Origin of the sequence: Micromonospora sp. KC207 (assembly GCF_004348615.1) — a bacterium.
Taxonomy (GTDB): Bacteria; Actinomycetota; Actinomycetes; order Mycobacteriales; family Micromonosporaceae; genus Micromonospora.
On the sequence record NZ_SMKJ01000065.1, the window covers coordinates 1 to 26,240 of the forward strand.

The 26,240-nt window shown below is 69.5% G+C and carries 17 protein-coding genes and 1 tRNA gene; 15 read left to right on the forward strand and 3 right to left on the reverse strand.

Going from position 1 to position 26,240, the window contains the following annotated elements; translation table 11 throughout:
• Positions 1-101: 101 nt before the first annotated feature.
• Positions 102-620 (reverse strand): DUF4352 domain-containing protein, encoded by a 519-nt coding sequence (locus tag E1258_RS11060; protein ID WP_132399276.1) that lies wholly within the window; start codon positions 618-620, stop codon positions 102-104.
• A gap of 98 nt (positions 621-718) precedes the next feature.
• Here E1258_RS11060 and E1258_RS11065 point away from each other — a divergent pair, with 98 nt between their 5' ends.
• The 5 genes from E1258_RS11065 to E1258_RS11085 all read left to right on the forward strand — a co-directional run bounded on the left by E1258_RS11065 (position 719) and on the right by E1258_RS11085 (position 12,507).
• Positions 719-2,644, forward strand: a complete 1,926-nt coding sequence (locus tag E1258_RS11065) for an N-6 DNA methylase (protein ID WP_132399278.1) — start codon at positions 719-721, stop codon at positions 2,642-2,644.
• Complete coding sequence (locus E1258_RS11070) at positions 2,641-3,528, forward strand: hypothetical protein (RefSeq protein WP_132399280.1); 888 nt, start codon at positions 2,641-2,643, stop codon at positions 3,526-3,528. The genes E1258_RS11065 and E1258_RS11070 overlap by 4 nt, the downstream gene beginning before the upstream one ends.
• Positions 3,529-3,697: 169 nt before the next feature.
• Positions 3,698-6,841 (forward strand): DISARM system SNF2-like helicase DrmD, encoded by a 3,144-nt coding sequence (drmD, locus tag E1258_RS11075; protein WP_207919508.1) that lies wholly within the window; start codon positions 3,698-3,700, stop codon positions 6,839-6,841.
• On the forward strand, positions 6,838-10,890 hold the full coding sequence (locus E1258_RS11080; RefSeq protein WP_132399284.1) for an Eco57I restriction-modification methylase domain-containing protein: 4,053 nt from the start codon (positions 6,838-6,840) through the stop codon (positions 10,888-10,890). The genes drmD and E1258_RS11080 overlap by 4 nt, the downstream gene beginning before the upstream one ends.
• A 30-nt stretch (positions 10,891-10,920) precedes the next feature.
• On the forward strand, positions 10,921-12,507 hold the full coding sequence (locus tag E1258_RS11085) for a 3'-5' exonuclease (RefSeq protein WP_132399286.1): 1,587 nt from the start codon (positions 10,921-10,923) through the stop codon (positions 12,505-12,507).
• Between the two features lie 8 nt (positions 12,508-12,515).
• On the opposite strand, the gene E1258_RS33230 is transcribed toward E1258_RS11085, so the two are convergent.
• Positions 12,516-12,680, reverse strand: coding sequence for a hypothetical protein (locus tag E1258_RS33230; RefSeq protein WP_165949720.1), 165 nt, complete (start codon positions 12,678-12,680; stop codon positions 12,516-12,518).
• A gap of 92 nt (positions 12,681-12,772) precedes the next feature.
• Here E1258_RS33230 and drmA point away from each other — a divergent pair, with 92 nt between their 5' ends.
• The 4 genes from drmA to E1258_RS11105 all read left to right on the forward strand — a co-directional run bounded on the left by drmA (position 12,773) and on the right by E1258_RS11105 (position 21,007).
• A complete protein-coding gene (gene drmA / locus E1258_RS11090) occupies positions 12,773-16,618 on the forward strand; it encodes a DISARM system helicase DrmA (RefSeq protein WP_132399288.1) in 3,846 nt (1,281 codons plus the stop codon).
• Positions 16,618-18,522: a DUF1998 domain-containing protein gene (drmB, locus tag E1258_RS11095; protein ID WP_132399290.1), complete on the forward strand. Its 1,905-nt coding sequence runs from the start codon at positions 16,618-16,620 to the stop codon at positions 18,520-18,522. Before drmA ends, drmB begins: the two co-directional genes overlap by 1 nt.
• Positions 18,519-19,301 carry a DISARM system phospholipase D-like protein DrmC gene (gene drmC, locus E1258_RS11100; protein ID WP_132399292.1) on the forward strand — a complete coding sequence of 261 codons (783 nt, stop codon included), beginning with the start codon at positions 18,519-18,521 and terminating at the stop codon, positions 19,299-19,301. Before drmB ends, drmC begins: the two co-directional genes overlap by 4 nt.
• 122 nt (positions 19,302-19,423) lie before the next feature.
• Complete coding sequence (locus E1258_RS11105) at positions 19,424-21,007, forward strand: serine/threonine-protein kinase (RefSeq protein WP_256370981.1); 1,584 nt, start codon at positions 19,424-19,426, stop codon at positions 21,005-21,007.
• Positions 21,008-21,146: 139 nt separating this feature from the next.
• On the opposite strand, the gene E1258_RS11110 is transcribed toward E1258_RS11105, so the two are convergent.
• Positions 21,147-21,833: a hypothetical protein gene (locus E1258_RS11110; RefSeq protein ID WP_132399296.1), complete on the reverse strand. Its 687-nt coding sequence runs from the start codon at positions 21,831-21,833 to the stop codon at positions 21,147-21,149.
• A gap of 522 nt (positions 21,834-22,355) precedes the next feature.
• Here E1258_RS11110 and E1258_RS11115 point away from each other — a divergent pair.
• From E1258_RS11115 to E1258_RS11135, 6 genes are all read left to right on the forward strand, one after another.
• Positions 22,356-22,970, forward strand: coding sequence for a hypothetical protein (locus tag E1258_RS11115; RefSeq protein WP_243715347.1), 615 nt, complete (start codon positions 22,356-22,358; stop codon positions 22,968-22,970).
• Between the two features lie 461 nt (positions 22,971-23,431).
• Positions 23,432-23,959: a DUF6244 family protein gene (locus E1258_RS11120; RefSeq protein ID WP_132399306.1), complete on the forward strand. Its 528-nt coding sequence runs from the start codon at positions 23,432-23,434 to the stop codon at positions 23,957-23,959.
• A 158-nt stretch (positions 23,960-24,117) separates the two neighbouring features.
• Positions 24,118-24,516: a hypothetical protein gene (locus tag E1258_RS11125; RefSeq protein ID WP_132399298.1), complete on the forward strand. Its 399-nt coding sequence runs from the start codon at positions 24,118-24,120 to the stop codon at positions 24,514-24,516.
• Positions 24,517-24,526: 10 nt separating this feature from the next.
• Complete coding sequence (locus E1258_RS11130) at positions 24,527-24,979, forward strand: SitI3 family protein (RefSeq protein WP_132399300.1); 453 nt, start codon at positions 24,527-24,529, stop codon at positions 24,977-24,979.
• Between the two features lie 264 nt (positions 24,980-25,243).
• Positions 25,244-25,325 (forward strand) — tRNA-Ser (locus E1258_RS33235).
• Between the two features lie 269 nt (positions 25,326-25,594).
• Positions 25,595-26,035: an NUDIX domain-containing protein gene (locus E1258_RS11135; protein ID WP_132399302.1), complete on the forward strand. Its 441-nt coding sequence runs from the start codon at positions 25,595-25,597 to the stop codon at positions 26,033-26,035.
• Positions 26,036-26,240: the final 205 nt, after the last annotated feature.

The window sequence follows — 26,240 nt, forward strand, 5'->3', positions numbered from 1 at the left end:
GGGGGTTGGGTCATGGGCGATTTCCTCCATGAGCAGGTGTGGTCAACGGTGGTGCGGGCGGGCTGCGGGCGCGCCCGCACCAGCTCGGTGCGGATGGCGGATCAGCTGAGCGCGACGGTCACGCCGCCGGAGAACGGCGAGTCGTGCAACTCGAGCTTGGTGAGCTTCACGTTCTTCGGGATGTCGAAGACCACCACGCCGCTGACCTGGTTGCCGGGGTTGATGTCGTTGAGGAACGTCTCGGCGTTCTTGTTGGCGTAGATCGCGGCACCGTTGTCGGCGGAGTATTCGGTACCGTCGGCGGCGTACGCCTTCTGGCTGCTGCCGTCGAACATCTGCGCCTCCTTGCCGATGTTCTTGACGTTGATGGTGACCAGGCAGAACTGGCCCTGCGCCTTGGCTCCGAGGGGGTCGTTGCCGACCTTGGCGACGCCGCACTTCGACGACTTGACGGTGAACTCGAACTTGCCGTCCCGGGCCGGCTGGCCGATGGTCGCGGTCTTCGGCTTGTCGTCTCCCTTGGCGCCGACGGCGTCGGTGCTGTCGTCGGTGCTGCCGGCACCGCACCCGAGGGCGACGAGAGCGGTGGCAATGAGAGTGAAAGAAGTGGTCTTACGCATCGAGATCCTCCTGCGGTGAAGTCGCGGCGTCAATCAGAGCACTCTCTGTGAATGCTGTCAACGGAGCTACTGCTTGACAGGTGTGGCACACTGCGAACGTGCAGGAGACACCGACAATCACGGCAGCGGAGATCGCCCGGATCGCCGGGGTTGGTCGTGCCGCAGTCAGCAACTGGCGTAAACGACATGCGAACTTCCCCACCCCGGTGGGCGGCACCCCGGCCAGCCCCGAGTTCGACCTGACCCAGGTCGAACAGTGGCTTCGCGCCCAGGGCAAGCTTCCGGAGCTGGCGACCGTCGACCGGCTCTGGCGGCACCTCGCCACCGCGATCCCATCACCGGCCGTCGGCTTGGCTACCGTTGGTCATCTACTGCTCGCCCGACACCGTGGACAACGCAGCCGCGCAACCGACCCGCAGTTGGTGCCGCTACTGCCCGACCTCGACGCCCTGGTCGAAGAGCTCGGGCCGCAGGGTGCCTTCGACGCGCTGTGGCAACGGTTCTCCGCTCCCGGGCCGGGCCGCCCCTTCGCCACTCCGGACGACGTGACCGACCTGATGGTGGCGCTCGCGGACGTCGATGGCAGCGCCGTCCTCGATCCGGCAGCCGGCTCCGGTGCCGTCCTGCGTGCCGCCGTCCGCGCCGGCTGCGCCTCCGCCCACGGGCAGGAGCTTGACGAGGGCCTGGCCCGGCTCGCCGGTCTGTGGCTCTCCCTGCGCGACGTACCCGGGGAGGTCAGCACCGGTGACTCCCTGCGCGCCGACGCGTTCACTGGCCGCACTTTCGACGCCGTCGTCTGCCACCCGCCCTTCGGTGTCACCAACTGGGGAGACGACGAGCTGGGCCACGACCCACGCTGGATCGTCGGCAGCACGCCACGTACCGAGCCGGAGCTGGCATGGGTCCAGCACGTTCTCGCCCATCTGCGCGTCGAGGGGCATGCGGTGCTGCTCATGCCACCCACCGTCGCCGGGCGTCGAGCCGGCAAGCGGATTCGCGCCGAGCTGCTTCGCCGGGGGCATTTACGTGCCGTCGTCGCACTTCCGCCCGGCGTGGCCGCACCGCACAACGTCCCGCTGCACCTGTGGGTGCTGCGGCGGGCGACACCGGAGGCGCCACCGCCACAGCGAGCGCTGCTGGTCGATGCTGCGGCAGGTGAGCCGAATGTCACCTATCCGCGGATCCTGGAGGTGTGGCGGGCGTTTGTTGCCGCGCCGGATGCCGAACTCGAGGAGCCGGGATTCGCCCGCGCCGTGCCGGTGATCGACCTGCTTGACGAAGAGGTCGACATCACCCCCGTCCGTCGGCAGCCCACGGTCACCGGCGGGGACACGGGCGTACAACTGGCCAACGTCCAGCAGCGTCTGGCCGCCGCCGTCGGTAACCTGCCGGCGCTCGTGCCACGGGTGACACCCGTGGACGACAGCAGGCCCGCACCGGAGACCATGACCGTCGCCGAACTGGCGCGTAGCGGCGCACTGCAGATCATCGGACCGGTACGGACCGGGTACTCGACGGAGCGGGACGGCACCACCCCGGGCGAAGGGCCGCCAACTGTACTCACCGGCCAGGACGTTGTCAGCGGGATCGAGGCGTCCGGCCACGACAACGGCAGCCTGGCCGAGCGCATCGACCTGCAGCCCGGCGACGTCATCGTCCCGGTGGCGGCCCGGCGGTTGGCCTCCCGGGTCATCACCAGGGGCGGACTACTGCTCGGCCCGGGTCTCTTCCTGCTCCGTCCCAATCCGGCCGCTCTGGATCCGTGGTTCCTCGCCGGGCAGTTGCGCAGTACCGCCAACGACCGGCAGGCCACCAGCCTGTCGGGCACGAGGATCGACGTCCGCCGTGCCCAGATCCGGCGTCTTCCCCTTGAGGAGCAGCGAGCCCACGGCGAGGTGTATTGCCGGCTGACCGACTTCGAGTCGACGGTACGAGAGGTCACGGCGCTCGGCGGCGATCTCGTTCGACTTACTGCTGACGGCTTGGCGGGCGGTCTGCTGCTGCCCGAGCGAGACGAACGATGATCGGGCTGGTGCACGTCGGCGGCGGGCAGAACGGTGAGCCGGTCAAGCTGCCGCACGACGCATCCCCCTTCGACCGGGGCGTAGTCGAGGGCGGTCTGACTCCGGGGGAACGCGACTGGTTCCGTCGGCAGCGCCGAGAGCGGGCGCAGTCGTCGGTTTGCCGGTATGCGGACGTGACCGAGCTGACGGACCAGCACCGCATTCCCGTCGACCTGACGCGATGGGCGCAGCTCGGCGAGCACCTCCCGGTCCCACCGGGCGCGGGGCCGGTGCCGGTGAGCCGGCGTGACGTCACGGAGGTCGCGCGCCATTGCCGGGAGAACCGGGTGTGGTTGCCGTTGCTGGCCGCCTCCTTCGCCTGGGGTTGGGGGCGGCGAGGCTTCGGCCCGACCCGCCTGACCTGGATCCTGCACGGCAACACCCGTTGGCCGGCGCCTCCACCAGGGGAGGTCGAGCGCCGCCTCGCCCACGCCGTCGACGTCCTCGACCACGAAAGCGCCTGGTCGGCCTACCGGTACCTCGCGGAGGAGGACAAGGTCTGCGGTCTAGGCCCTGCCTTCTTCACGAAGTTCCTCTACTTCGCCGGCCGGGCCGGCGATCGCCGGCCCGGGGCGCTGATCCTAGACGACCGGCTGGCGGGACGAATGCGGGGTTTCTGGCTGCGCCGCGCCGACGAGACGTACGCGGCACAGGGGAAATCCCCGCACCGGCTCTGGCGAGGATCGGTGTGGTCGCCGTACCGCTATCACGTCTATCTCGCCTTCCTCGGTCGTGCGGCTGTCCAACTGGCAGAGGACGGTGAGCAATGGACACCCGAGCTGGTAGAACTGCTGCTCTTCCGCAGTGATCCCGATGCGACCGGGGCCGAGTTGTCGTTCAGCTGACTGCATGGTCCCGTTGACCGGACCGAAACAGGGTGATCCTCTAGTCACCCGCAGATGGGCCGTAAAGAGAACAAACAACCCTTTCAGGGGACCCTCCGTCATCGTGGGCGGACGTAGGGTCGCGGGGTTCACGTGGGGGCGATACGAACATGGGAGCACCATGCCGAGCATGACGTCGGCCAAGACCGACGAACTGGCGGTCAGCAAGCTGGTCGCAGTGCGGGGCCAGCGCTGGGTTGTCAGCAACATCGAGCCGTCCGGGCAGTGCACGCTGGTCACACTGCAGAGCGTCGAGGACGGCCGCTACGGTCACACCCTCGACGTCATCTGGGAAATCGAACCGGGCCGCCAGGTGCTGCCCAGCGGCTCATTGCCCCAGGTCACCGAGGACGCGTTCGACTCGCCGCAGCGGCTGGCGGCGTTCCTCGACGCGGTGCGCTGGTCCGCCGTCACCTCGGCCGACGTGAAGACGCTGCAGGCGCCGTTCCGTTCCGGCGTCGCCATCGAGGACTACCAGCTCGAACCGGTCGCCCGGGCGGTCGACGCGCCGCGGGTCAACCTGCTGCTCGCCGACGACGTCGGCCTCGGCAAGACCATCGAGGCCGGGCTGGTCGCCCAGGAACTGCTGCTGCGGCACCGCGCCCGCCGCATCATGATCGTCTGCCCGGCCGGCCTGACATTGAAGTGGCACGACGAGATGGCCGAGAAGTTCGGTCTGGACTTCACCATCGTCGACTCCGAGCGCTGCGCCGCCGTGCGCCGCAGCCACGGCTCGGCGGCCAACCCCTTCGAGGTCCATCCGCTGAGCATCGTCAGCCTGCCGTGGCTGCGCGGCCAGAAGGCTCAGCGACTCCTCGATGAGGTGCTGCCCGCCGACGGCCCGACCTACCCGCGTACCTTCGACCTGCTCATCCTCGATGAGGCGCATCATGTCGCCCCGGCCGCGCCCAAGCAGATCTACGCCGTCGACTCGCAGCAGACCAAGCTGATCCGCCGGCTCGCCCCGCACTTCACCCACCGGCTCTTTCTCTCGGCGACCCCGCACAACGGCTACCAGGCGTCCTTCACCGCGCTGTTGGAGATCCTCGACAACCAACGGTTCGCCCGTGGCGTCAGGCCCGACCCGAACGCGGTCCGCGACACCGTCGTACGACGGCTCAAGCGTCACATCGAGAAGCCGGACGGCACGCCCCGCTTCGTCGAACGCCAGGCGTCGGCGATCCCCGTCGCGTATCCGGAGGACGAGCGGCAGATCCACGCCCTGCTGACCCAGTTCGCCGAGCTGCGCCGCAAGCGCCTGCACTCCCGGCGCGGCCGCAGGGCCACCGACCTGGTGACGCTGCTGCTCAAGAAGCGGCTCTTCTCCAGCCCGGCGGCGTTCGCCCACACCGTCCGCGTCTACCTCGACACCCTGGCCAACCGGAAGGGCTCGCCCACGGTGGCCGCCGGGGACGACGTGCCGGAGTGGCTGGACGAACTCATGGAGGACATGGCCACCTACGACGACGAGCAGCTCGCCGAGGCGGAGGACGACGCGCTCAACCGGGTCCGCGCGATGCAGCCGGACCCCACCGACGACGAGACGGCCCTGCTGCGCAGGATGCTCGACTGGGCGGAGCAGAAGGAGGCCCGGCCCGACGCCAAGGCGCGCGAGCTGATCACCTACCTGACCGCGATCTGCCGCCCCGACGGCCGACACTGGACCAACGAACGGGTCGTCGTCTTCACCGAATACCGCGACACCCAGGCGTGGCTGGCCGACCTGCTCCGGCAGGAGGGCCTCGGCGGCGACGGGCTCGCGCTGCTGCACGGCGGCACCCCCGGCGACGAGCGGGAGCAGATCCGGCTGGCGTTCCAGGCTGACCCCAGCGAGCGTCCGGTGCGGATCCTGCTCGCCACCGACGCGGCCAGCGAGGGCATCGACCTGCAGAACCACTGCCACCGGCTGGTCAACTACGACATCCCGTTCAACCCCAACAAGCTGGAGCAGCGGATCGGCCGCATCGACCGGTACGGGCAGCAGACCGCCCCGGAGATCCAGCACTTCGTCGGCAGCGGCTTCGGCAGGCCGGTCGACGCGTTCGAGGCCGACCTGGAGTTCCTGTCGCGGGTCGCCACGAAGGTCGCCCGGATGGAGGAGGACCTCGGCTCCGTCAACGCCGTCCTCTCCGACGCGGTGCAGCGGCGGATGCTCGGCGAGCAGGTCAGCGTCGACATCGACCAGGCCGGCAGGACCAGGGCCGGCGGCGGTTTGCCCGTCGAGTCCAACCTGCGCGAGCAGGTCCGCCGGCTCCGCGCCGACCTGGACCAGACCGTCGAGGAGCTCGGCATCACCCCGTCGGCGGTCAAGCGGGTCGTGGACACCGCCCTGGAACTGGCCCGCCAGCAGAAGCTCCAGCGGCACGTCGACGACAGGCACCTGCTCGACGGCCTCTACACGGTGCCGCCGCTGACCGGCTCCTGGCAGCGCGCCGGCGCCGGCCTCACCGCCAAACTCGTCGACGGCGACGAGCCGCCCCGCCAACTGCCGGTCACCTTCGACCCGCAGGTGGCCAGGCAGGACCGCGACGGCATCGTCCTCGCCCACCTCAACCACCCCTTGGTGGCCATGTCGACCCGGCTGCTGCGCGCCGCCGTCTCCAACCCCGACATCGGCCTGCACCGGGTCACCGCCGTGGTCAGCGACGATCCCGCGCTGGAGGACGTGCTGATCGGGGCGTACTCCCGGTTCGTGCTGGTCGGCGCGGACGGCGTCCGCCTGCACGAGGAGGTCCTGCACGCCGGCGGTTGGGCCCCCGAGCAGGGCCGCTTCCGCCGCCTGGAGAACCTCGGCACGCTCAAGGGCATCCTCGACCGGGCGCTGACCGCCGGCACCCCCGCCTCCCCGGTCGTGCGGGCGCGGCTCGCCGAGCGCTGGCCCCGCGTCAGCGGCGGCCTGCTGTCGGCCATCGAGTGGCGCACCAGGGCCCGGCAGGAGGCGCTGGAACGCAAGCTCGCCCAGCGGCAGGAGGCCGAGCGGCAGCGCATCGTCCACAACCTCGACCAGTTCGCCGCCGCGCTGCGCGGCGCGCTCGACGCCGACGACAGCGAGACCGAACAGGCGCTGATCAGCCGCGCCGAGGCGAGTAAGAGCAAGGAAGAACTTACCCAGTACCGCAGGGACCGCCAATCCTGGAAGGACCGGCTGTTGGCCCTCGAAGCCGAGCGCGACCGCGAACTCGAAGCGGTCGCCGCCCGCTACCGCGACCCGAAGGACCACAGCTTCCCGGTGGCCGTGGTCTGCGTCGTACCGAAGCGGGAGGCCACCCGATGAGCCGCACCTTCCGCCGCCCCGCCCCCGACGGCGTCGAACAGCACCGCAACTGGCTGAGCCTGGTCGAGGTCAGCGGGCCGTTCCTCAGCCTGCCGGTGCTGCGCCGCACCTGGCCCACCCTCGACACTCTCGACCGGCGCGGCCGCGACCGGCTGCGCCAGCAGCACACCACCTGGCAGGTCGACACCGTCGCGGGCCAGGCCGACTGGATCGGGTACGTGCTGGACGAGCTGCTCGGCTGGGGCGACGCCCGGCACACCGGCGGGCTCGACGCGCTCGCCCACACCGTCGCCGAGCACGACACCGAGCTGCGGCCGTCGTTCGTGCTGGTCGAGCCGGGGGAGGCGGTCAAGCCTGACGGCGTACGGCTGATCGGCCTGGTCTGCCCGCCCGGCCAGCAACCGACCGCCCGGGTCACGGGCTCCACCTGGGCCGCTACGCCCGCCGACCGGCTCGCGTTGCTGTGCCGGCACCACCACGTCGAGCTGGGCCTGGCCACCGACGGACGCTGGTGGACCCTGGTCTGGGCGCCGCGCGGCGGCGTCACCACCACCGCCACCTTCGACGCGGTGGCCTGGCCGGAGGCGGCCGAGCGGGACGTGGTGCGGGCCTTCGTCTCGGTGCTGTCCCGGCACCGGTTCTTCGGCGTGCCCGACGCCGAGCGGCTGGTGCCGCTGCTGCGCGACAGCCTCGGCAGCCAGGAGGAGATCACCGAGGCCCTCGGCGTCCAGGTCCGCCAGGCCGTCGAGCTGCTCGTCGCCGCGATCGGCCGCACCGACGTACGCGAACGGGACGCCGGCGGACCCGGCCTGGCCCACGTCGAGGCCCACGAGGTCTACCGGGGCGCGGTCGCGGTGATGATGCGCATCGTCTTCCTGCTCTTCGCCGAGGAACGCAGGCTGCTGCCCGCCGACAACGAGCTGTATGCTGCGGCGTACTCCGCCGGGCGGCTCTGCGCCGAGCTGGAACAACGGGTCACCGAGGGCAGCGAGGAGGACCTGGAGCACAGCTCCGCCGCCTGGCACCGGCTGCTCGCCCTGTTCACCGCCGTCTACCACGGCATCGACCACCCCCGGCTCACCCTGCACGGCCACGACGGCTCGCTGTTCGAACCGAAGCGGTACGACTGGCTGCCGCTGGCCATCGACGACCGGACCGTGCTGCACATGCTCCGCTCGGTGCAGTACGTCCAGGTCGGCACCGGCCGCTCCCGGGAACGCCGCACGGTCAGCTTCCGCACCCTCGACGTCGAGCAGATCGGGTACGTCTACGAGGGCCTGCTCTCCTTCGAGGGCTTACGCGCCCAGGACGTCACCGTCGGGCTGATCGGCAAGGAGGGGCTGGAGGACGAGGTCGCCCTCGCCGACCTGGAGACGCTGCGCGACCGGCACCCCGACGTGCCGGCGCTGGCCAAGGCGCTCGCCGAGCGGCACAAGGACTCCAAGATCGGGTCGGTCGCGGCGCTGACCAGGAAGCTCGCCCCCCTCGACGGGGCGGAGCGCGAGGAGGCCCGCAGAAAGCTCCTCGCGGTGACCGGCGGCGACTACCCGCTCTCGGAGCGGCTGCTGCCCTTCCACGGCATCATCCGTGCGGACCTGCGCGGCCTGCCCGTGGTCATCCTGCCCGGCGCGCTCTTCGTCACCGAGTCCGCGCTGCGCCGTAACACCGGCACCCACTACACCCCGCGCTTCCTCGCGGAAGAGGTGGTCGAGGGCGCGCTCGAACCGCTGGTCTACGAGCCCGGCCCGCTGCAGACCGCCGACAGGGCACAGTGGAAGCCGAAGTCCAGCAAGGAGATCCTCGCCCTCAAGGTCGCCGACATCGCCATGGGCTCGGCGGCGTTCCTCGTCGCGGCGGCCCGCTACCTCGCCGGCCACCTCATCGCGGCCTGGTCGCGGGAGGGCGACGAGGTCGCGCTCGCCTACCAGCAGCGCGACGCCGACCGCACGGTGGACGCCGACGACGACCCGCTCGTCGTCGAGGCCCGCCGGCAGATCATCGAACACTGCCTGTACGGGGTGGACATCAACCCGATGGCCGTGGAGATGGCGAAGCTGTCCCTCTGGCTGGTCTCCATGGACCCGCACCGCCCCTTCACCTTCCTCGACGACCGCCTCGTCGCCGGCGACTCGCTACTCGGCATCACGTCGCTAGAGCAGCTCGAGTACATGCACTTGGACTCAAGGCAGGGCCGAAAACTCCACGAGGACGCAATCTTCGACTGGACCTCAGGCGTCCGGTCGCTGGTGGCTGAGGTTGCTGCCGACCGCCGTAAGGTCAGTGAGATCGAGATCGGCGACGAACCAATGGCCGCGCTGACGCGTAAACGTGAACTGCTCCGAGACGCGGAGGCAAAGTCAGCCCGCCTTCGCTTTTTCGCGGACCTGGCGGTGGGTGCAGCGCTTGCCAACATCAGCAGGGGTGAGCGAGGAGCGAATGCCGGCTCGGTCGAGGCGGGCAAGCTTGCTAACGATGTGGCGTCCGGCTCGGCGGAGCAGGCGGCAAGGGAACAGTTGGGGAGGTGGCTCAAGGTGGATCACGTCCCTGGGTCATTCGACCGCAACCCGCTGCACTGGCCTCTTACCTTCCCCGAGGTCTTCGAGCGCGGCGGCTTCGACGCGATTATTGGTAACCCGCCTTTTCTGGGAGGTCCGAAACTTCGTCCTGCTCTAGGTTTTTGCTACCGAGAATTTCTAAGTGTTTTTGTGGCGAATAATGTCCGGGCTACAAATGCTGATCTTGTCGCATATTTCGCCTTGCGGGCGCATGCGCTCATCGGTGGCGCAGGGCAGGCTGGGCTCATCGCAACCAACACGCTGGCTCAAGGTGACACCCGCGAAGTTGGCCTGGATCAACTCGTCAAAGGAGGCGTGGCGATCCGTCGGGCTACAAAGAGTAAGCCTTGGCCATCGAGGTCTGCCGCTCTGGAGTACTGTGCGGTTTGGACCAGTCGGACTCTGCCGTCGGAGGGTTCAGCCATAGCCGTTGATGGGATCGCCACTCGCGAGATTGCCTCCTCCCTTGACCCGGTGTCACGGGTTTCCGGTAACCCTGAAGGCTTGGTTCAGAACGCGAACATTGCTTACCTTGGCATTGATGTTGGCGGCCCTGGATTCGTGCTTGAGCCGGAAGTGGCTACGAGGTTCATCCGAAATGATCCCCGCAATGTTGACGTTCTCTTCCCATACGTCGTCGGTCAGGACCTAAACTCGCGTCCCGATGCCTCCGCCAGTCGCTGGGCGATTAATTTTCATGACTGGCCGGAAATGCGAGCGAAGAGTTATGCGCAACCCTTTGAGCAAGTGCTGCGTCTGGTGAAGCCTGATCGGGCAAGGAAGAGTGAGGCGGTTCGACGGTCCCCATGGTGGCAATTCTGGAGGCGTCGTCCGGCCCTGCAAGCTGCGATCGCAGGACTGGGGCGGGTAGTTGTTCTTGCTCAGGTCAGCAGAACGTTAATGCCGACGATAGTGCCTACCGGTCAGATCTTCTCGCATAAGATCGTTGTCTTCGCGACCGACGACAGGGCGATGCTGGCAATGTTGTCAAGTGCGCCTCATTTTCTTTGGGCAATGAAGTACAGTTCGACAATGAAAGCTGATCTCAGTTATTCGCCGACTGACGTATTCGCGACCCTGCCCCTGCCTGAGTTGGCGTCGCGGATGCGTGAGCTGGGTGACCGGCTCGACACCTACCGCCGTGACGTGATGCTCAGCCGACAGGCGGGGCTGACGGCCACGTACAACATGGTCTTTGATCCGGGTTGTCAGGACGACGACATTCTGGAGTTGCGGCGGATCCACCGGGACATCGACGTGGCGACCTGCCGGGCCTACGGCTGGGACGACCTGGTCGAGCAGGGCCTCGACCACGGCTTCCACAAGGCCGGGGCCTACATCCGCTACACCGTCGGCCCGGCCGTCCAGCGGGAGATCCTCGACCGGCTGTTGGAGCTGAATCATCAGCGCTACGCCGAAGAGGTCGCGCAGGGCCTGCACGACAAGAAGAAGTCCGGCCGCAAGCCGCCGTCCGGCCCCGCGACCCTGTTCTGATCCGCGTACCCCTCCCGGAGGCTGCTTTCCGTGTTTGTTCGTGGCCAGCTCACCCGTCAGCGTGGCGTCGACCCGCGCGGCCTGACGTTCGCCTTCCTCAACCTGGAGACCACCGGCCTGTATCCCCACAAGGGTTCCCGGGTCTGCGAGGTGGGCATCGTCCGGATGCGGGGCGACGGCGTCGTGCTGGACGAGTACTCCACCCTCGTCAACCCGGGTGTGCGGATCAACAACGAGGAGTACCACGAGATCAGCAACGCGGACGTCAAGCATGCTCCGACGTTCCAGGACGTCGCCGGGGACGTGCTCGCGTACCTGGGTGGTGCCATCGTGGTCGGTCACCACCTGGACCACGAGGAGCGGTTCCTGACCGCCGAGTTCGGGCGGCTCGGCGTCACGCTGCCCGGGGTTCCCGGGCTGTGCACGCTCGTCACCGCGCGCACCCACCTCGACCGGTGGGGCTACAAGCCGGAGAACGTGGCCAACCTGATCACGGGGGAGTGGCCGGCGGCGTTGCACTCGGCGCTCGGCGATTCCCGTGCGCTCGCCGGCACGCTGGCGAAGCTGATCGCCGAAGCGCCGCAGCCGCTGGCCTGGGTGGGGCCACGGCCGGTGCCGCTGCCCGGCCTGCCGCGCACCGGGGTCGTCGCCCCGCGCGCCGCCGGGCTGCGCAAGGGCACGGCGGGGTGGCTGGCGACCCTCACGGCGCGGCTGCCGCGCATGGCGGTCTCGCCGCCGCCCCGGCCGGACGGGCTGCGTGACTACCGGGCGTTGCTCGCCCACGCGCTCGCCGACGGCCGGATCGTCGGCGAGGAGGCGGCGCAACTCGCGGTCGCCGCCGCCCGGGCCGGGCTGACCCAGGGCACGGCGCGGCAGGTGCACGAGGAGTTCCTCGCCGAGGCGCGGGCCCGCGCCGAGGAGGACGGCGTGGTCACCTCCGTCGAGCTGAAGGAGCTTCAGCGGGCGGCGAAGGAGCTGGCCGCCTCGCACCTCATCGGTGACCTGGAGGAGGCCGCCGCCGCGAACCGGGCCCGGGGCAACGGCCCGCTCAAGGGTTGGCGCATCCTGCCGGTCGGTGACTCGGCCGACGTCACCGAGGTGGTCGACTACGCCGTCGAGCGCGGCGCGAAGGTCGCCGTCAACGTCACCAAGACCGTCCGGCTGGTGATCAGCGGTGGCGCGGGGCAGGACGATCCGCGCATCGCCAAGGCGACCGCTGCCGGTATCGACATCATGTCGCCCGATCAGGCGCGCAAGGCGATGGAGGCCGAGGTGGCGAAGGTCTCCGGTGGGCTGTTCGCCGACGCCAGCGGCGCGGAGGTCGCCGGCCGGCTCGCCGCCGAACGCGCTGCGGGCAACCGCCCCCGGCGTCCCGAGTGGCACGAGTTCTGGCGGCCCCGGGAGCTGAGCCCCGCCGAGTACCACGCCAGGTTCGTCGAGCGACACGACGACTGGGACGAGTCGTCCACCATCCGGATCACCGTTCCCGCCGCCGCACGGGTGCCGGCCGCCCCGGTCGTGGCCGCCGGGAAGAAGAGCGGATGCGCGGCGGTGATCGCCGTCGGTGGGCTGCTCGTGGGCGGTGCCTTTGAGCTGGCCCGACAGTTGATCGCGTGATACGTGGATCAGATGAGGCGGGGGTTTGTAAGGCGACCCGTGCTCCACGGCTGCGCCTCGGCCATGATCTTCCGGTATCGGCCGGAGAGGTCCTGTTCGCCGGTGTTGACCAGCCCGACCCAGGGGAAGCGTTGCCGGACCGGCTCGTAGTCGATCGATACCACGTTGTCCACGTTCCCACGGTAGTCCACCGCACCGCGCGACAGAGGAAGGCACGACAGATGGCGACCAGCATCCAAGGAGCGCAGGACCGGAGGTGGGACAGGTGAGGGCCGAGGAGGCTGCCCTGTTCCCGCATCCCCGGGGCGAGCAGCAGGCGCTGTCGCTGTCCGGGGACGGCGACAGCGCCAGCGCGGGTGACGGAAGCGCCGGCCCGGGTTCGCCGCTCGACGTGCCGCAGGTGTTCCCGGCGGCCACCTCCTACCAGGTGCGCGACGAGCTGGAGGAGCTGATCGGGCGGGACCTGCTCGGGCCGTGGGACGGGGAGCGGGAGGAGTTCCCGCCCGGCGCGATGGGGCCACGGGAGCGGTACCTCGTCGGCATGCTCGGGCCGAAGCAGCGCCCGCGCACCGACAGGAGCGCCGAGGTGCAGGACGTGGACGCCGCCGTGCAGGGCGACGGCAGCGAGGCCGAGCTGCCCGAGGTGGTCACGCCGCTGAACCTGGGCAAGATGTGGGCGTCCTCGATGGGCATGTCGTTCGCCGTGGCCGGTGACACCGACACGCTGTCGGTGACGGCCGAGTGGGGCCGCTACGACCTGCGCGAGTCGGAGGACGACAAGGGCAGGAAGCGCCGGGCCTGGTATCGCGAGCCGGTGTCGTACGCCAGGACGGTCCGGCTCGACGGCGATCCCTCGTACCGGATTCCGCTGACCGTCGCCGACCCGGATGCGCCGGGGGTGCACCTGGCGGTGGAGGTCCGGCCGCGTGACGGGCGGCGGGTGGTGCAGCTCGCCCTGATCAACTCACAGGCCGAGCCGGAGAGCAACGCCGACACCGCGTGGCTGTTCCAGTCTGCGCTGACGGTGACCGCGTCGGACGGCCACGCGGCGGTCTTCCTCCCCATCGACGACCCGCTCGACGGGGTGAAGGGGATCGGCGACGACGAGGAGGAGACGCATCTGCGGCTGCTCTACCGGGGGCAGCGCCGCTACGCCTCCGGCCGCAACGTGGCCGTGCACCCGTGGGTACGCGCCGGGGAACGCCGCGCCCACCAGCTCTTCACCACCTGGCTGCCCACCTACAACGTGTCCGCGACGGTGGCGCCGACCGGCCCCGGCACCCCGCTGGCCGGTGTGGAGTTGTCGATGGACGCCCTGGCCGCGGCCGACGTCGACGGGCTGCGGACCGGGCTGACGACCCTCGCCGTCGGCTACGAGGCCTGGCTCGTCGGCGAGGAAGCGAAGATCCCCGACCTGCCGGAACCGTTCCGGGACACCGCGCGGCACGCCGTCTTCACCGCCCGCCGGGCCGCGACGCGGCTGCGGGCCGGCATCGCCCTGCTGACCGACCCGACGGCCGATCGGCACGGCGAGGCGTTGGCGGCGTTCCGCTTCGCCAACGAGGCCATGGCGTTGCAGCGCCGGCACAGCGAGGTGGCCCGGCTGCGGGAAGAGCAGGACCTGTCGTACGCGGACGCGAAGGCCGCTGTCGACGCGCGCGGTGCCGCCGCCGCCTCCTGGCGCCCGTTCCAGCTCGCGTTCGTGCTGCTGAACCTGCCGTCGCTGACGGACCCGGCGCACCCGGAGCGGGCCGCGAACCGGGACGCCCTCGTCGACTTGTTGTTCTTCCCGACCGGTGGCGGCAAGACCGAGGCGTACCTCGGCCTGACCGCGTTCACCTTCGCCATCCGCCGCCTCCAGGCCGTGGTCGGTGCCGGTGCCGACGCCCGCAGCGGTGATGCCGGGGTGTCGGTGCTGATGCGGTACACGCTGCGGCTGCTCACCGCCCAGCAGTTCCAGCGGGCCGCCGCGCTGATCTGCGCCGCCGAGGTGCTGCGCCGTCGCGACGAGGCCACCTGGGGCGTCGAACCGTTCCGGATCGGGCTGTGGGTCGGCGGGGGAGTGTCGCCGAACTGGTTCGACGAGGCGGCCACGCAGATCGCCGAGGCGCGCGAGGCGGGCCACGGCAAGTTCACCAACGTCCTGCAGACCCTGAGTTGCCCGTGGTGCGGCGCGAAGCTGCGGGCCGAGCGGGACCTCGAACCCAAGGAGGACCTCCGGCGGGTCCTGCTGTTCTGCCCGGAGGCGGAGGCCGCGCACGCCTGCCCGTTCTCCCGCACCCGCAGCGCCGAGGGCCTGCCCATCCTCACCGTCGACGAGGAGATCTACCGGTACGCGCCCAGCCTGGTCATCGCCACCGTCGACAAGCTCGCCCAACTGCCCTGGCGCGGCTTCGCCGGGCTGCTCTTCGGCCGGGTGCGGCAGCGCTGCCCCCGGCACGGCTACCGGCACGACGACCTGGACACGCGCACCGGGTGTAGCAACCGGCACAACAAGAAGGGCAGCCTGGAGGCGGTCACCAGCCAGCCGGTGGTCCGCCTGCGCCCACCGGATCTGATCATCCAGGACGAGCTGCACCTGATCTCCGGCGCGCTCGGCACCATGGTCGGTCTCTTCGAGGCGGCCGTGGACCAGCTCTGCACCTGGCCGCTGCCCGGCGGCGGCACGGCCGGGCCGAAGATCGTCGCGTCGACGGCCACCACCAAGCGGGCCAGGGCGCAGGTGCTCGGGGTCTTCGGGCGGGACCTGGCGGTGTTCCCGCCACCGGTCGTCGACATCGCCGACACCTTCTTCAGCCGTCAGGTGCCGGTCACCGTGGACCACCCGGGCCGCCGTTACCTCGGCGTCTGCGCCCACGGCGTGCGGATGAAGTCGGCCGAGATCCGGGTCGCGGAGATCCTGCTGCTCGCCGGGCAGACCCTCTTCGACCGGTACGGCGCGCCCGCCGACCCGTACCTGACCACGGTGGGCTACTTCAGCGCCACCCGCGAGCTGGCCGGCATGCGCCGGCTGCTGGACGACGACGTGACCACCCGGGTACGCACCCACGGCCGGCGTAAGGGCATGTCGGACCGCCTCACCGGGTCCGTGCTGCTCAACGTCCAGGAGCTGACCTCCCGGATCTCCTCCGGAGACATCAGCGACGTGCTGAAGCGGCTGGAGATCGGCTTCGACGCCGAGATCGACACGACCGCCCGGCGCAGGGCCGTCGTCGAGGACATGCGGGAGGCCATGAAGGCCAAGACCGCCTCCAATCCGCGACTCAAGCTGCACCCGCTGACGGACCGCTACTACCGGCGGCAGAACGAGGGCCGGCTGCCGGTCGACGTGGTGCTGGCCACCTCGATGCTCCAGGTCGGCGTGGACGTCTCCCGGTTCGGCCTGATGGTGGTCACCGGGCAGCCGAAGAACACCGCCGAGTACATCCAGGCGTCCTCCCGGGTCGGTCGGGACGCCCGCCGCCCCGGCCTGGTGGTGACCCTCTACAACTGGACCCGACCCCGGGACCTGGCCCACTACGAGGACTTCGAGTACTACCACGCCACCTTCTACCGTCAGGTGGAGGCGCTGTCGGTCACCCCGTACACCCGGCGGGCGCTGGACCGGGGGACCACCGCGACCGTGGTCGCGGCCGTGCGCAACACGGAGGAGGCCTTCTCCCGCAACACCGATGCCCACGACGTGCCGCTCGACGGCCCCGAGGTGCAGCGGGTCGTCGACCGGTTCCTCGACCGGGCCGAAGCCATCGGTGGCACCCGCGCCCGCGACTATCTCGGTGAGCGGATCAACCGGCTGCGGGACCGGTGGAACGAGCGCAGGACCGGCTCCACGCGGCTCGGCTACGCCGACGGCACCTTCAAGCAGCAGAAGCTCGTCGGCCTGCTTACCGTCGCCGGTGGCGAACGCTGGACCGACCTTACCGTCGGGCAGTCGATGCGGGAGACCGAGAACGAGATCAACCTGGTGCTGCCCGCCGGGGAGAAGATTTTCGACCCGCAGTACGGCGCGCCGGACTGGTCGTTCGGCCCGCCGGGCGACGACGCGCGGGACGAGGACCTCCCCGACGGGGACGAACTGGGCGAATCGACCATCGCGGGGAAGGGACACTGATGGCGGGCAGGCACTTCCGGCGGGTCGGATCGGTCCGCCCCAGCCACCTCATGTTCACCACCGGCGTCGGCGCCATCGTCGACCTGCCCAACTTCTCCGTGCTCGTGCGGGGGCTCGACGACTGGAACTACACCCCGGTGCCCGAGCTGGAGCAGATCACCGAGCCACGGCTGCTCGCCGCCGTGCGCAAGCTGCTCAGGGACAAGTCCATCAAGGAGCTGCGGCCGGCGCCGTGGATGGACGGCGTGGACCAGCAGCCCAACGGCCCGGCCGCGAAGGTCGGGGTGCCGATCACGCCGTTCCCCGGCTGGCTGCGCTGCACCGCCTGCGACGAACTGGCCCCCATCGACGGGGGTGTTTTCGGGTTCGAGAACGCCAAGGCCCGCAAGCCGCACGAGGCCCGGTTCTTCCACACCACCTGCGGACGCAAGAAGATCGGTCGGCGGCCGATGGCGGTGGCCGCCCGGTTTGTGCTCGCCTGCACCGCCGGCCACCTCGACGACTTTCCCTACTCGCAGTACGTACACCAGGGTGGCGGCTGCCCCGACGCCAGCCACCCGAGGCTGCGGATGGACGACCGGGGCGGCAACCTCGGCGCCAACGTCGAGATCAGGTGCATGCCCTGCGGTGCCCGCCGCAATATGAAGGAGGTACTTGGCGGTCGCGGCGCGGAGAAGCTGCCCCGCTGTCGGGGCCGCCGGGCACACCTCGGCGACTTCGAGCCGGGAGGCTGCACCAGGGGCGAGCTGAAGCTGCTTATCGTGGGCGCGTCGAACCAGTGGTTCGCTCAGACGCTCTCCGCCCTGGCCGTGCCCAAGAGCGGTGCCAGCGAGCTGCAGACCAAGGTGGAGCAGCACTGGGAGGCCCTCAAGGGCATGCCCGGCGTCGACATGCTGCCCTACCTGCGCACCGTCGTGCCGGCGCTAAAGGACTTCGACCGGTGGTCCGACCCCCAGGTCTGGGCGGCGATCGAACGGCACCGCAACGGGCCCGGGACCGACGAGGATGACGAGAAGGCATACCCGGACCTGCACACGCCGGAGTGGGAGGTCTTCTCCGCCGCGGAGCTGCCTCCGGCCGCCGACGACTTCACCCTCCGTCGGGATCCGGGCGGCGTACCCGGTGAGCTGAAGGAGATCTACGCCGACGTGATCCAGGCGGAGCGGCTGCGCGAGGTCCGGGCCCTGGTCGGCTTCACCCGCCTCGACGCCCCCGACCCGATGGACCCGGACCTGGTCCAACGGGCGCCGCTGTTCAAGACCACCCAGAACTGGATCCCGGCCAGCGAGGTACGCGGCGAAGGCATCTTCCTGCGCCTTCCCGAAGAGCTGCTCGCCGAGTGGGAACGGCGAGTCACCGACACGGAGTGCCTGCAGACGCACCGGGAGGCGTACGGGCGGTTCCGGGAAAGCCGCTACTCCGGGCGGATCCGGGGAGGCTTCGAGCGGATGAAGAACTGGCCGGGCGAGCGGTACATCGCCCTGCACACCCTGTCCCACCTGCTGATCCGCACCATCGCCCTGGAGTGCGGCTACAGCTCGGCCAGCCTGTCCGAACGGATTTACCCGAGCACCCCCGACGACCCACAGCGGGCCGGCATCCTCATCTACACCGCCGTCCCGGACGGAGAAGGGACCCTCGGCGGCCTGGTGTCGCTCGCGGAACCCGACGCGCTGACCCGGCTCACCCGACGGGCCCTGCGCGACGCCATGCACTGCTCGTCGGACCCGCTCTGCGCCGAGCGGCTCCCGCACCACCCGGAGGACTTCCTGCACGGCGCCGCCTGCCACGTTTGCCTGTTCGTCTCCGAGACGACCTGCGAACGGGGCAACCGGTTCCTGGACCGACGGTTCGTCGTACCGATCGACCAGCCGGACCTGGCGCTCTTCCCCGAGCTGCCGTGACCTGGCAGCCGGCCTTCGAAGCGGCGGCCGAGGCCGCCGTGCACCGGCTCGGCCCGGCGCACCTGCGGGTCCTGGCCGACCGCCTCGGCGACGACTCGCCCGAGCAGGCCGCGCTGTACGCCGTGCCGGTGCCCGGCTTCACCGAGGCCGCCCGGGCGGTGCTCGCCGCGCGGCGAGCCACGGGTGTGTCGGGTGTGGAAGCGGCGGCCTATCTGCGGGGGCTGGCCGCCGGCCACACCCAACGGTCTGCCGCGGTGCGCATCGAGTCGGTGTGGAGCGGCCCCAGCACCCATCCGGTGCCGGTTCGGGCGACCGCCCAAGTCCTCGTCGAGCTGGTCGCGGAGGCACAGGCCGAGCTGCTGCTGATGACGTACTCCGCCAGGCCCTATCCGCCGCTGCTGTCGGCTCTCGCAGCAGCGGTCGTCCGGGGGGTGAGCGTGACGGTCGTGGTCGAGACGCTGGCCGGTGCGCGGGGAGCGCTGGACGGGGTGGAGCCGGCTGCGGCCTTCGCCAGCCTGCCCGGCGTACGGTTGTGGCACTGGCCGCTCGAACGGCGGGCCGGGGAGCACGCCAGGATGCACGCGAAGATCGCGGTGGCCGACCGTGGAGTGCTGCTGCTGTCCAGCGCCAACCTCACCCAGTCGGGTGTCAATCGCAACATCGAAGCCGGTCTGCTGGTCCGGGGCGGGACCGCGCCGCAGCGGGCGGCCGAGCACATCGCCGAGTTGCAGGGCCGAGGCGTACTGGTCCCGCTTCCAGTTGCCGGGCCGGGGCGCTGAACATGCCCGGCTACGTGACGGCGTGGCAAGGGCCACGGTGAGTCGGCCGACGCGGATGTCCGGGTGTGGTCGTGCGGAATGGCGTGGATTTTGGGTGCATCGAGAATGGAAGGTCTGGCGCCGTGGGGACGTTGGTCAACGGCCGTTACGAACTGGATGAACTGCCCATCGGTCGTGGTGGTATGGGCGAAGTGTGGTTCGGCCATGACACCAAACTGGACCGGCCGGTAGCGGTCAAGTTCATCCGCTCTCCGGGCGGTGAGCCGGACCGGGACTACATCCGACGGTTCGTGCGTGAGTCCCGGATCACCGCTCGGCTGGAGCACCCCGGAGTCCCTGCCGTCTATGACGTCGGCACCCACGAGGGCAGGCCTTACCTCGTCATGCAGCGCATCAACGGAATAAGTGTCGCAGACCTGGTGGCTGAGCAGGATGCCCTTCCGGTCGGCTGGTCGGCGGCGATCGCCGCCCAGGTCTGCGCGGTGCTCACCGCCGCCCATCAGGCCTCGCTTGTGCATCGAGACTTGAAGCCGAGCAACCTCATGCTCCAGCCGGATGGTGCCGTCAAGGTCCTCGATTTCGGGCTCGCCGCGGCACCGACCCTCTCCGACTTCTCGAAGATCACGTTGACGGGCCTACCGCCTGGCACACCTCAGTACATGGCACCCGAGCAGATCCAGACCAACATGAGCGGTCCGGCCACCGACCTGTATGCGTTGGGCTGCACCCTGCACGAGATGCTCACCGGGAAGCGGCTGTTCACCGGTTCCACGTCGTACGAGGTGTGGAGCAAGCAGGTTGGTCACGAACCACTGCCGGTGCGCGGTGTACGCGACGACGTCCCCGCCGGTTTGGAAGACCTGCTGCTGCACCTGCTACAGAAGAAGCCCGAGGACCGGCCCACGAGTGCGCGAGTCGTTTACGACCGGCTGATGCCCTTCGCCACCGAGCTTGGACCGCTCCCGGGTGTCCTTTACCCGCTGTCGACGATCAGCCCCATCCGCATGTACGGCGCGGTGCTCGGACGGGTGTTCGGCGGCCCGCCGCCCGCTGGGCCCGCCCGCCCGCCGATGCCACCCGCACCGCTGCCCAAGCCGCCGGCGTCGCCGCACCGGCGTAACGAGGCGCGGTCGGAGACCGGCCGCTCCGAGCTGCGGCGCCTACGGGCGGAGGCAAATCGCCTGGCTGGGTCGTCTCGGTACGGGCAGGCATCGAAGCTGCTCGCCGCCGCGATCCAGCCGGCGATCGACGCGCTCGGCAGGACCGACGGTGACGTGGTGCGGGCTCGGCTCGAACTCGCTGACGCCTTGTTCGAGGAGGGTGACTACCGGCGGGCCGCCCCGGTGTATGAGGAACTCGCCGAGGACATCGCGCGGGAGGACGGGCCGCACGCCGAACTCGCGCTGCGGTGCCGGCTCCGCAGTTCCACCTGCCGGGCCCTGTTCGGGGAGACGAGCGAGGCGCTGCGGCAGCTCGAAGCACTGGTGCGTGATCAGGAAGAGGCCTTCGGCCCCGGTGACCCCCGCACGCTGGAGCTGCGTCGTCAGATCGGACTGCTCCAGCTCGGCGCGGGTCAACGACGCGCTGCCGAGGAGACCCTGAGCCGGCTCCTCGCCGAGGTGACCCGGCTGCACAGCTCCAGCCACCCCAGCGCCCGGGAGATCGCCGATCTGTTGTCCGGGCTGCGCGGCCCCGGCACCCGATAGCCACGTGAGGTCGCGGTGTTACCGCGGTCTGGCGTGACAGGGGCGCGAGGCGGTACGGGCCTACGACGAGGTTCCGAACGGGAAGTTCGCTACGACGACGTCTGCCCGTAGGTCGGGTAGGGCGTCGGCGAGCAGGCTGTCACCGACGTGTACCACGGGCGGCGGTGATGTGTGTCCGGCGTGTCGGGCGCGTAGGTGCACGAACCACAGGCGTAGCAGAGTGATCAGCGCGTACCCCTGCATTGTTCTCCTGGGCGTAGCACCTGGTGGTTCCGTTGTGCAGGGCCCGGTCGGTGGCCATCCGGAGGAGGGATCCCGTGCCGGTGGTGAAGTCGAACGTGAGGGCTCCGGAGCCGGCGAGAGTCAGCATCACTTCCGCGACAACGTCTGGCGGGCCGGCAAGCCCGGGCATCCAGCGGGCGGAGGTCACGTACTGGCGGTGCAGGTGTTCGCAGGCGGTCTCCGCGCCTTGGTCTGCATCGAGCTGATCGGCTGCGCGGAGCAGCGCGGACAGCTGCGCGGTCCTCTGGTGCGGGAACAATGCACCGACCAGCTCAGCCGGGCCGGCATCGAGTGTGTACAGATGGCTTGTGAGCTGGTCCGGAGTGGGTAGGCCTTCGGTGGGAACCTCGGCCCGATCGGCGCGTACGAGCAGGAACGCGCCGGCGATTCCGAGCCTGTCGCTGATCTGTGCTGCGGGTCGGTAACTCTCGATGCGCCGCCATGCCTGTTGCGCGGTGCCGACGTGCTGCATTCGACGGTGGTGGTGTAGCCACTGTTCCATGTCACGTGCGTCGAAGGCCGGGCTGATCGGGGTGCCGCCCACGAACGCGGGGAAGTCGGCGTACCGCCGACGCCAGTTGCTCAGCGGCCCGGCTGACGTTCGCAAAGTCGTGCGATGTCGCTGGAGGTGAGGGTGGCCTCGCTGGGGTCCTGCTTGCTCCGATGCCCGCGCGTGAACTAGATCATGAACGAATCGCTTGTGTACGCGGTTCACAGACGCTATCTTGTTGGCGGTTACGGGTTATCAGCCTTTGGAGGAACGATGCCGCGTCGAGGACGCAGTGCCACCATCGGGAAGTTCGCGAAGCTTGCTCAGGAGCGCCGGGCGTCCGAAATCAGGATGCTCAGCGAACTATTGCGCCGCGAGCAGGAAGCCAGGTCCGGGGCCAGCGCGCTGTCCCCGCTGTAGGTGCGCTCGTCAGTGCGCTGACCGAAGCCGCCCCCCAACCTGACTATCCAAGGAGGATCATGAAACCCCTTGCTCGTACCTGTGTCTTCTGCGGCCTCCACGATTCGGCCAATCGAGTACGTCTGGCGTGGCGCGCAGCGGTACCGCACGGGTTCCATGGGCGGCCCAACCGCCCTGGCGTACGCGCGAGTGCGCCTTGACCCTGTCGTCGGCGCGGCTATTGCCGACGCCTACATGGCCGCGCCCGTGCGGGACGAGCGGGCCTATGCCGCCTACGCCGCGTTCTGCCGGGAGACGGTGCGGCAGTACCACTACCTGGTGGGCCGGCAGGAGTACGGCGGCCTGGGCGTATCCGTGCGGATCATCGACACCGATCCGTACCCGGACATGGCCTCGCTAACGGACGACGTGCGGAAGCGCCGGCTAAAGGTCTGGGCGAGCGCGGCCACCGGCAATCCGCATCCGTACCTCAGCGACGGGGAGAACGACATGTTTCGTGCCGTCCACGATGTGTTCGGACACGCGGCAACCGGTTGTGGGTTCGACCGGCACGGCGAAGAGGCTGCCTGGCTGAAACATAGCCGCATGTACTCGCGGCTCGCCGGCCGTGCCCTGGCAACCGAGACGCGCGGGCAGAACTGCGCCCAGATCTTCCACTACGGGGGCACACGATTCCCGCAACAGAAGGCTGTGCTGCTGCCACGGCCGCTTAGGCATCCACGCCTGGTGCACACCGCCGAACCTGCGACGGAGGCCGCTGCCTCGCGCTGAGCCGGGCGATCGGCTCGACGGCCCAGACTGTGGACACAGCCGCAATGGCTCAGCAGCACCCCGACTCCTACCCAATATCCTTGACCTGCCCGAATCGGCATCGATCAACAGACCCGAGCTGAAGCCACAAGCCCCAGCGCGACCTGTTCCCGAAGCGCAACGGACACTCTCGTCATGCCAATGAAAGATGACCCCGCCGAGGATCGCGAGCAATGGCACGGCGGAGTCCCTGGCTGCGCACCAGCAGCAAGGGACTCCGACCTGGGGTTATGCCTCAGGTCGGAGCCTTTCTCGTTTCCGGGTAGGTGGCCCGGTGCTCGATGGGTGCTCGAGAGCCGTTTGGACCGGGTTGGCGTCGCCGGGATCGCCTACTGCTCTGCGGCGTCTGGTGAGGTCGGTGCCGTGCCGGTAGGTTGAAGCTCCTGAGGGGCTCTCGTCGCCAGGTGGAGGAATACGGCAGCGTGTCGTACGTCGAGAAGATCACTGCGGAGCTGCGTACGCTGGCCACCGGGGTCGAACGCGCGCAAAGTCTGGCTGCCGCTGCTGACCAGCAGGCGCAGGAGATCGGGCTGCGGGCTGCGGGTGCCGGGTTCGCTGCGGTCGCTGCGGGTGTGGCGCGGATTCGCGGGGCCATCGCCACTGTCCGGGGCGGACTGGGTGGTCTCGCCGGTGCCGTCGGTGATGCCACGAAGGCGACCGCTGGTGTCCCTCAGCAGGGCAGTCCGGGGGAGACCCTCAACGGGCTGACTTCGGTGCAGAGTGCGGTCGACGGCATCCGTGACCAGACGGCCGTCACGATCACGCACGTCGGTGAGGCGCAGCAGCTTGTCGTCGGGGTTTTGCAGGGTGGGCAGCCAGGGCCGCTCCTCCAGGCGCTGGAGAGCGTCAAGCAGGTGCTGGTCGTGTTGGTCCAGCGCACCGCTACCACCCGTCAGGTGGTTGACGTGGCGATCGCCGAGGCGCGACAGCTGGGGTCTTCGGGAAATTGAGCGGGGCTGGCGGTGCCGTACCGGCCAGCCCTTCCTCAGTTTCCACACCGTCGGCCGGCACGGGTGTGACGACGCCGTGGACGCGCAGGCCCACCGGAGAGCGCGGTGGCTCGCCTACCGGTCGACGTACCCGGATTCCTCCGAAGGAGGACGAACGCGTGCGGCGCTCCCTGGAGCTGGAGAACGAATGCGCCGATACCGTCGCCGCTGAGGGATACCTGCTCTACCAGAACCCGACCAGGCAGGAGGTCGCCGACGCCCGGCTCGGTACGGGTGATTCCGGTAAACCGGGCAAGGATCCCGACTATCTGATCGAGGGACACGTCTTCGACTGCTACTCCCCGACGCCGGTGAAGAGCGTGCGAGGCGTGTGGAGCGGGGTTGACGACAAGATCGCCAGTGAGCAGACCCAGCGGGTGGTGGTCAACCTCCACGACTGGCGCGGCGATCTCGCGGCGTTGCAGAAGCAGTTCGACGACTGGCCGATCGCAGGGTTGAAGGAACTGGTGGCGGTGACGCGCAGCGGGGCGATAATCCAGATCCTGCGACGAGACTGAAGGGCTATCCATGGCGACCGAGTACCGCTTGACGCTGGCCGGCGATGTTCCTCTCGATGTGCTGGCCGGCGTCGTCGCTCCGGAGGGTGTCGAGGAGTCGGCGGTAGATGGCAGGCCCCGGGTGTTGAGTGCGGACCTCAGTGATCGGTGTGGTTACACGGTGAGCATCTACGCCGGTTCCCATGGCTACTTTGAGGCCGAGGATGGTGACGGCTCGGTGTGGGAGTGGGAACCGGAGCGGTACGTCAACATCGGCTTCCGACTGGGTAAGGGCGAATCCTCCGACCGGGCGACGCGGGAGATGCTGGCGTCTGTGGCCCGGGTACTGGGCGAGCGGGCGGAGGACGCCGCGCTGATCCTCGACGCCGACTGGCTGCTGCTGACCCGCTTCTCCGGAAGGCTGCACAGACACGCGCCGACTTGGTGGGGCGTTCACGGCGGGGAAGACCTTGTCGACAGGTGAGTGGCTTGGAGGCCAGTCGTTGGCGATTACGCCGCTGGCGAGCGGGGATGTCGGCGGGTTCGCGTGCAGGGGTGTCCTCTACCGCCTGGTGCCGTGCCGTGCATGTGGGGAAACAGGGGTACACCACGATGAAGCTGGCTTACGGCTGCCCCGGCAGCGGTGTGCGGGTGCTCGTGGGGTGCTCGCGCGCCGTAGACAGGCGGCCATCCGTCAGCACACGGGCGGCGCGGGCAATGGGATTGGTAGGGGTCTGTAGGACTGCCGGCGCCGTCCGGGACCCACGAGCACGACATTGGCGGGACTCTTAATCCGCGGGTTCGGGGTTCGAGTCCCTGGCGGCGCACCAACGAGCAAGGCCCTGACCTGGTAGAACTCTGCCGGTCGGGGCCTTTTTCGCGTACGCCGGTGGTGGGTGGTCGCTCGGTGGGTGCTCGGGAGCCGTTGGACCGTGCCGGCTGCCAGTGGACGGGTGGCGTGTCGGTGGAGAGATGGATCAACTGCCTGACGCGCCGCGGCGGCGGGTGCGGCTTGCCAGGTACCTCGTTGTGCGCCCAAAACCGCAATCGGGTACTTTCGCTACTGTTAGTGATTTCCGGGCGCGGGTAGGGGCAAGTCGTGCGTCAGATCGTACGTAGGTCGGTGCGGGCCGTTCTTCTGGACGAGGACGACCGTCTCGTGCTGATCAAGCGGATCAAGCCCGGCCAGGTGCCGTACTGGACAACGCCGGGCGGCGGCCTAGAGTCGACGGATGCCTCCCTGGAGGCGGCGCTTCGCCGCGAGTTGCACGAGGAACTCGGTGCCGAGGCGGACCGGTTCGCCCAGGTGTTCCTGTTCACCGCCTCCGCTGGTGAGGGCGTTTCCGTTCAGCACTTCTTCGCCTGTCGGCTACGTCAGCTGAACGGGGACGCCCGGACCGGGGAGGAGTTCGCTGATCCGTCGCGTGGCGGCTACCAGCTTGACCGGGTGGCGATCGACAAGCTGCCTGCGGTGGATCTTAAGCCGGATGCGCTGAAAGAGTTCATCATCTCCAACGAGGAGGCCCTGCTCTCGGTGTAGGGCAGGCTGGCCGCCCGTGCCTGGGGCGAGTTCGAACTTGTATCGGAAGGAAGGCCCGAGTCCGGCCGCCACGTCGGGCGGAACGTGTCAAGGGATTGAGGCCAGCGGGAGTTAAGCGGCCTGTCGTTCCGGTTCGGGTTTGTTGATCCAGACCTGGTTGGGCAGGTCGAGGATCTTGGGTAGGGGTTGGGTGGTGCCGAATCGT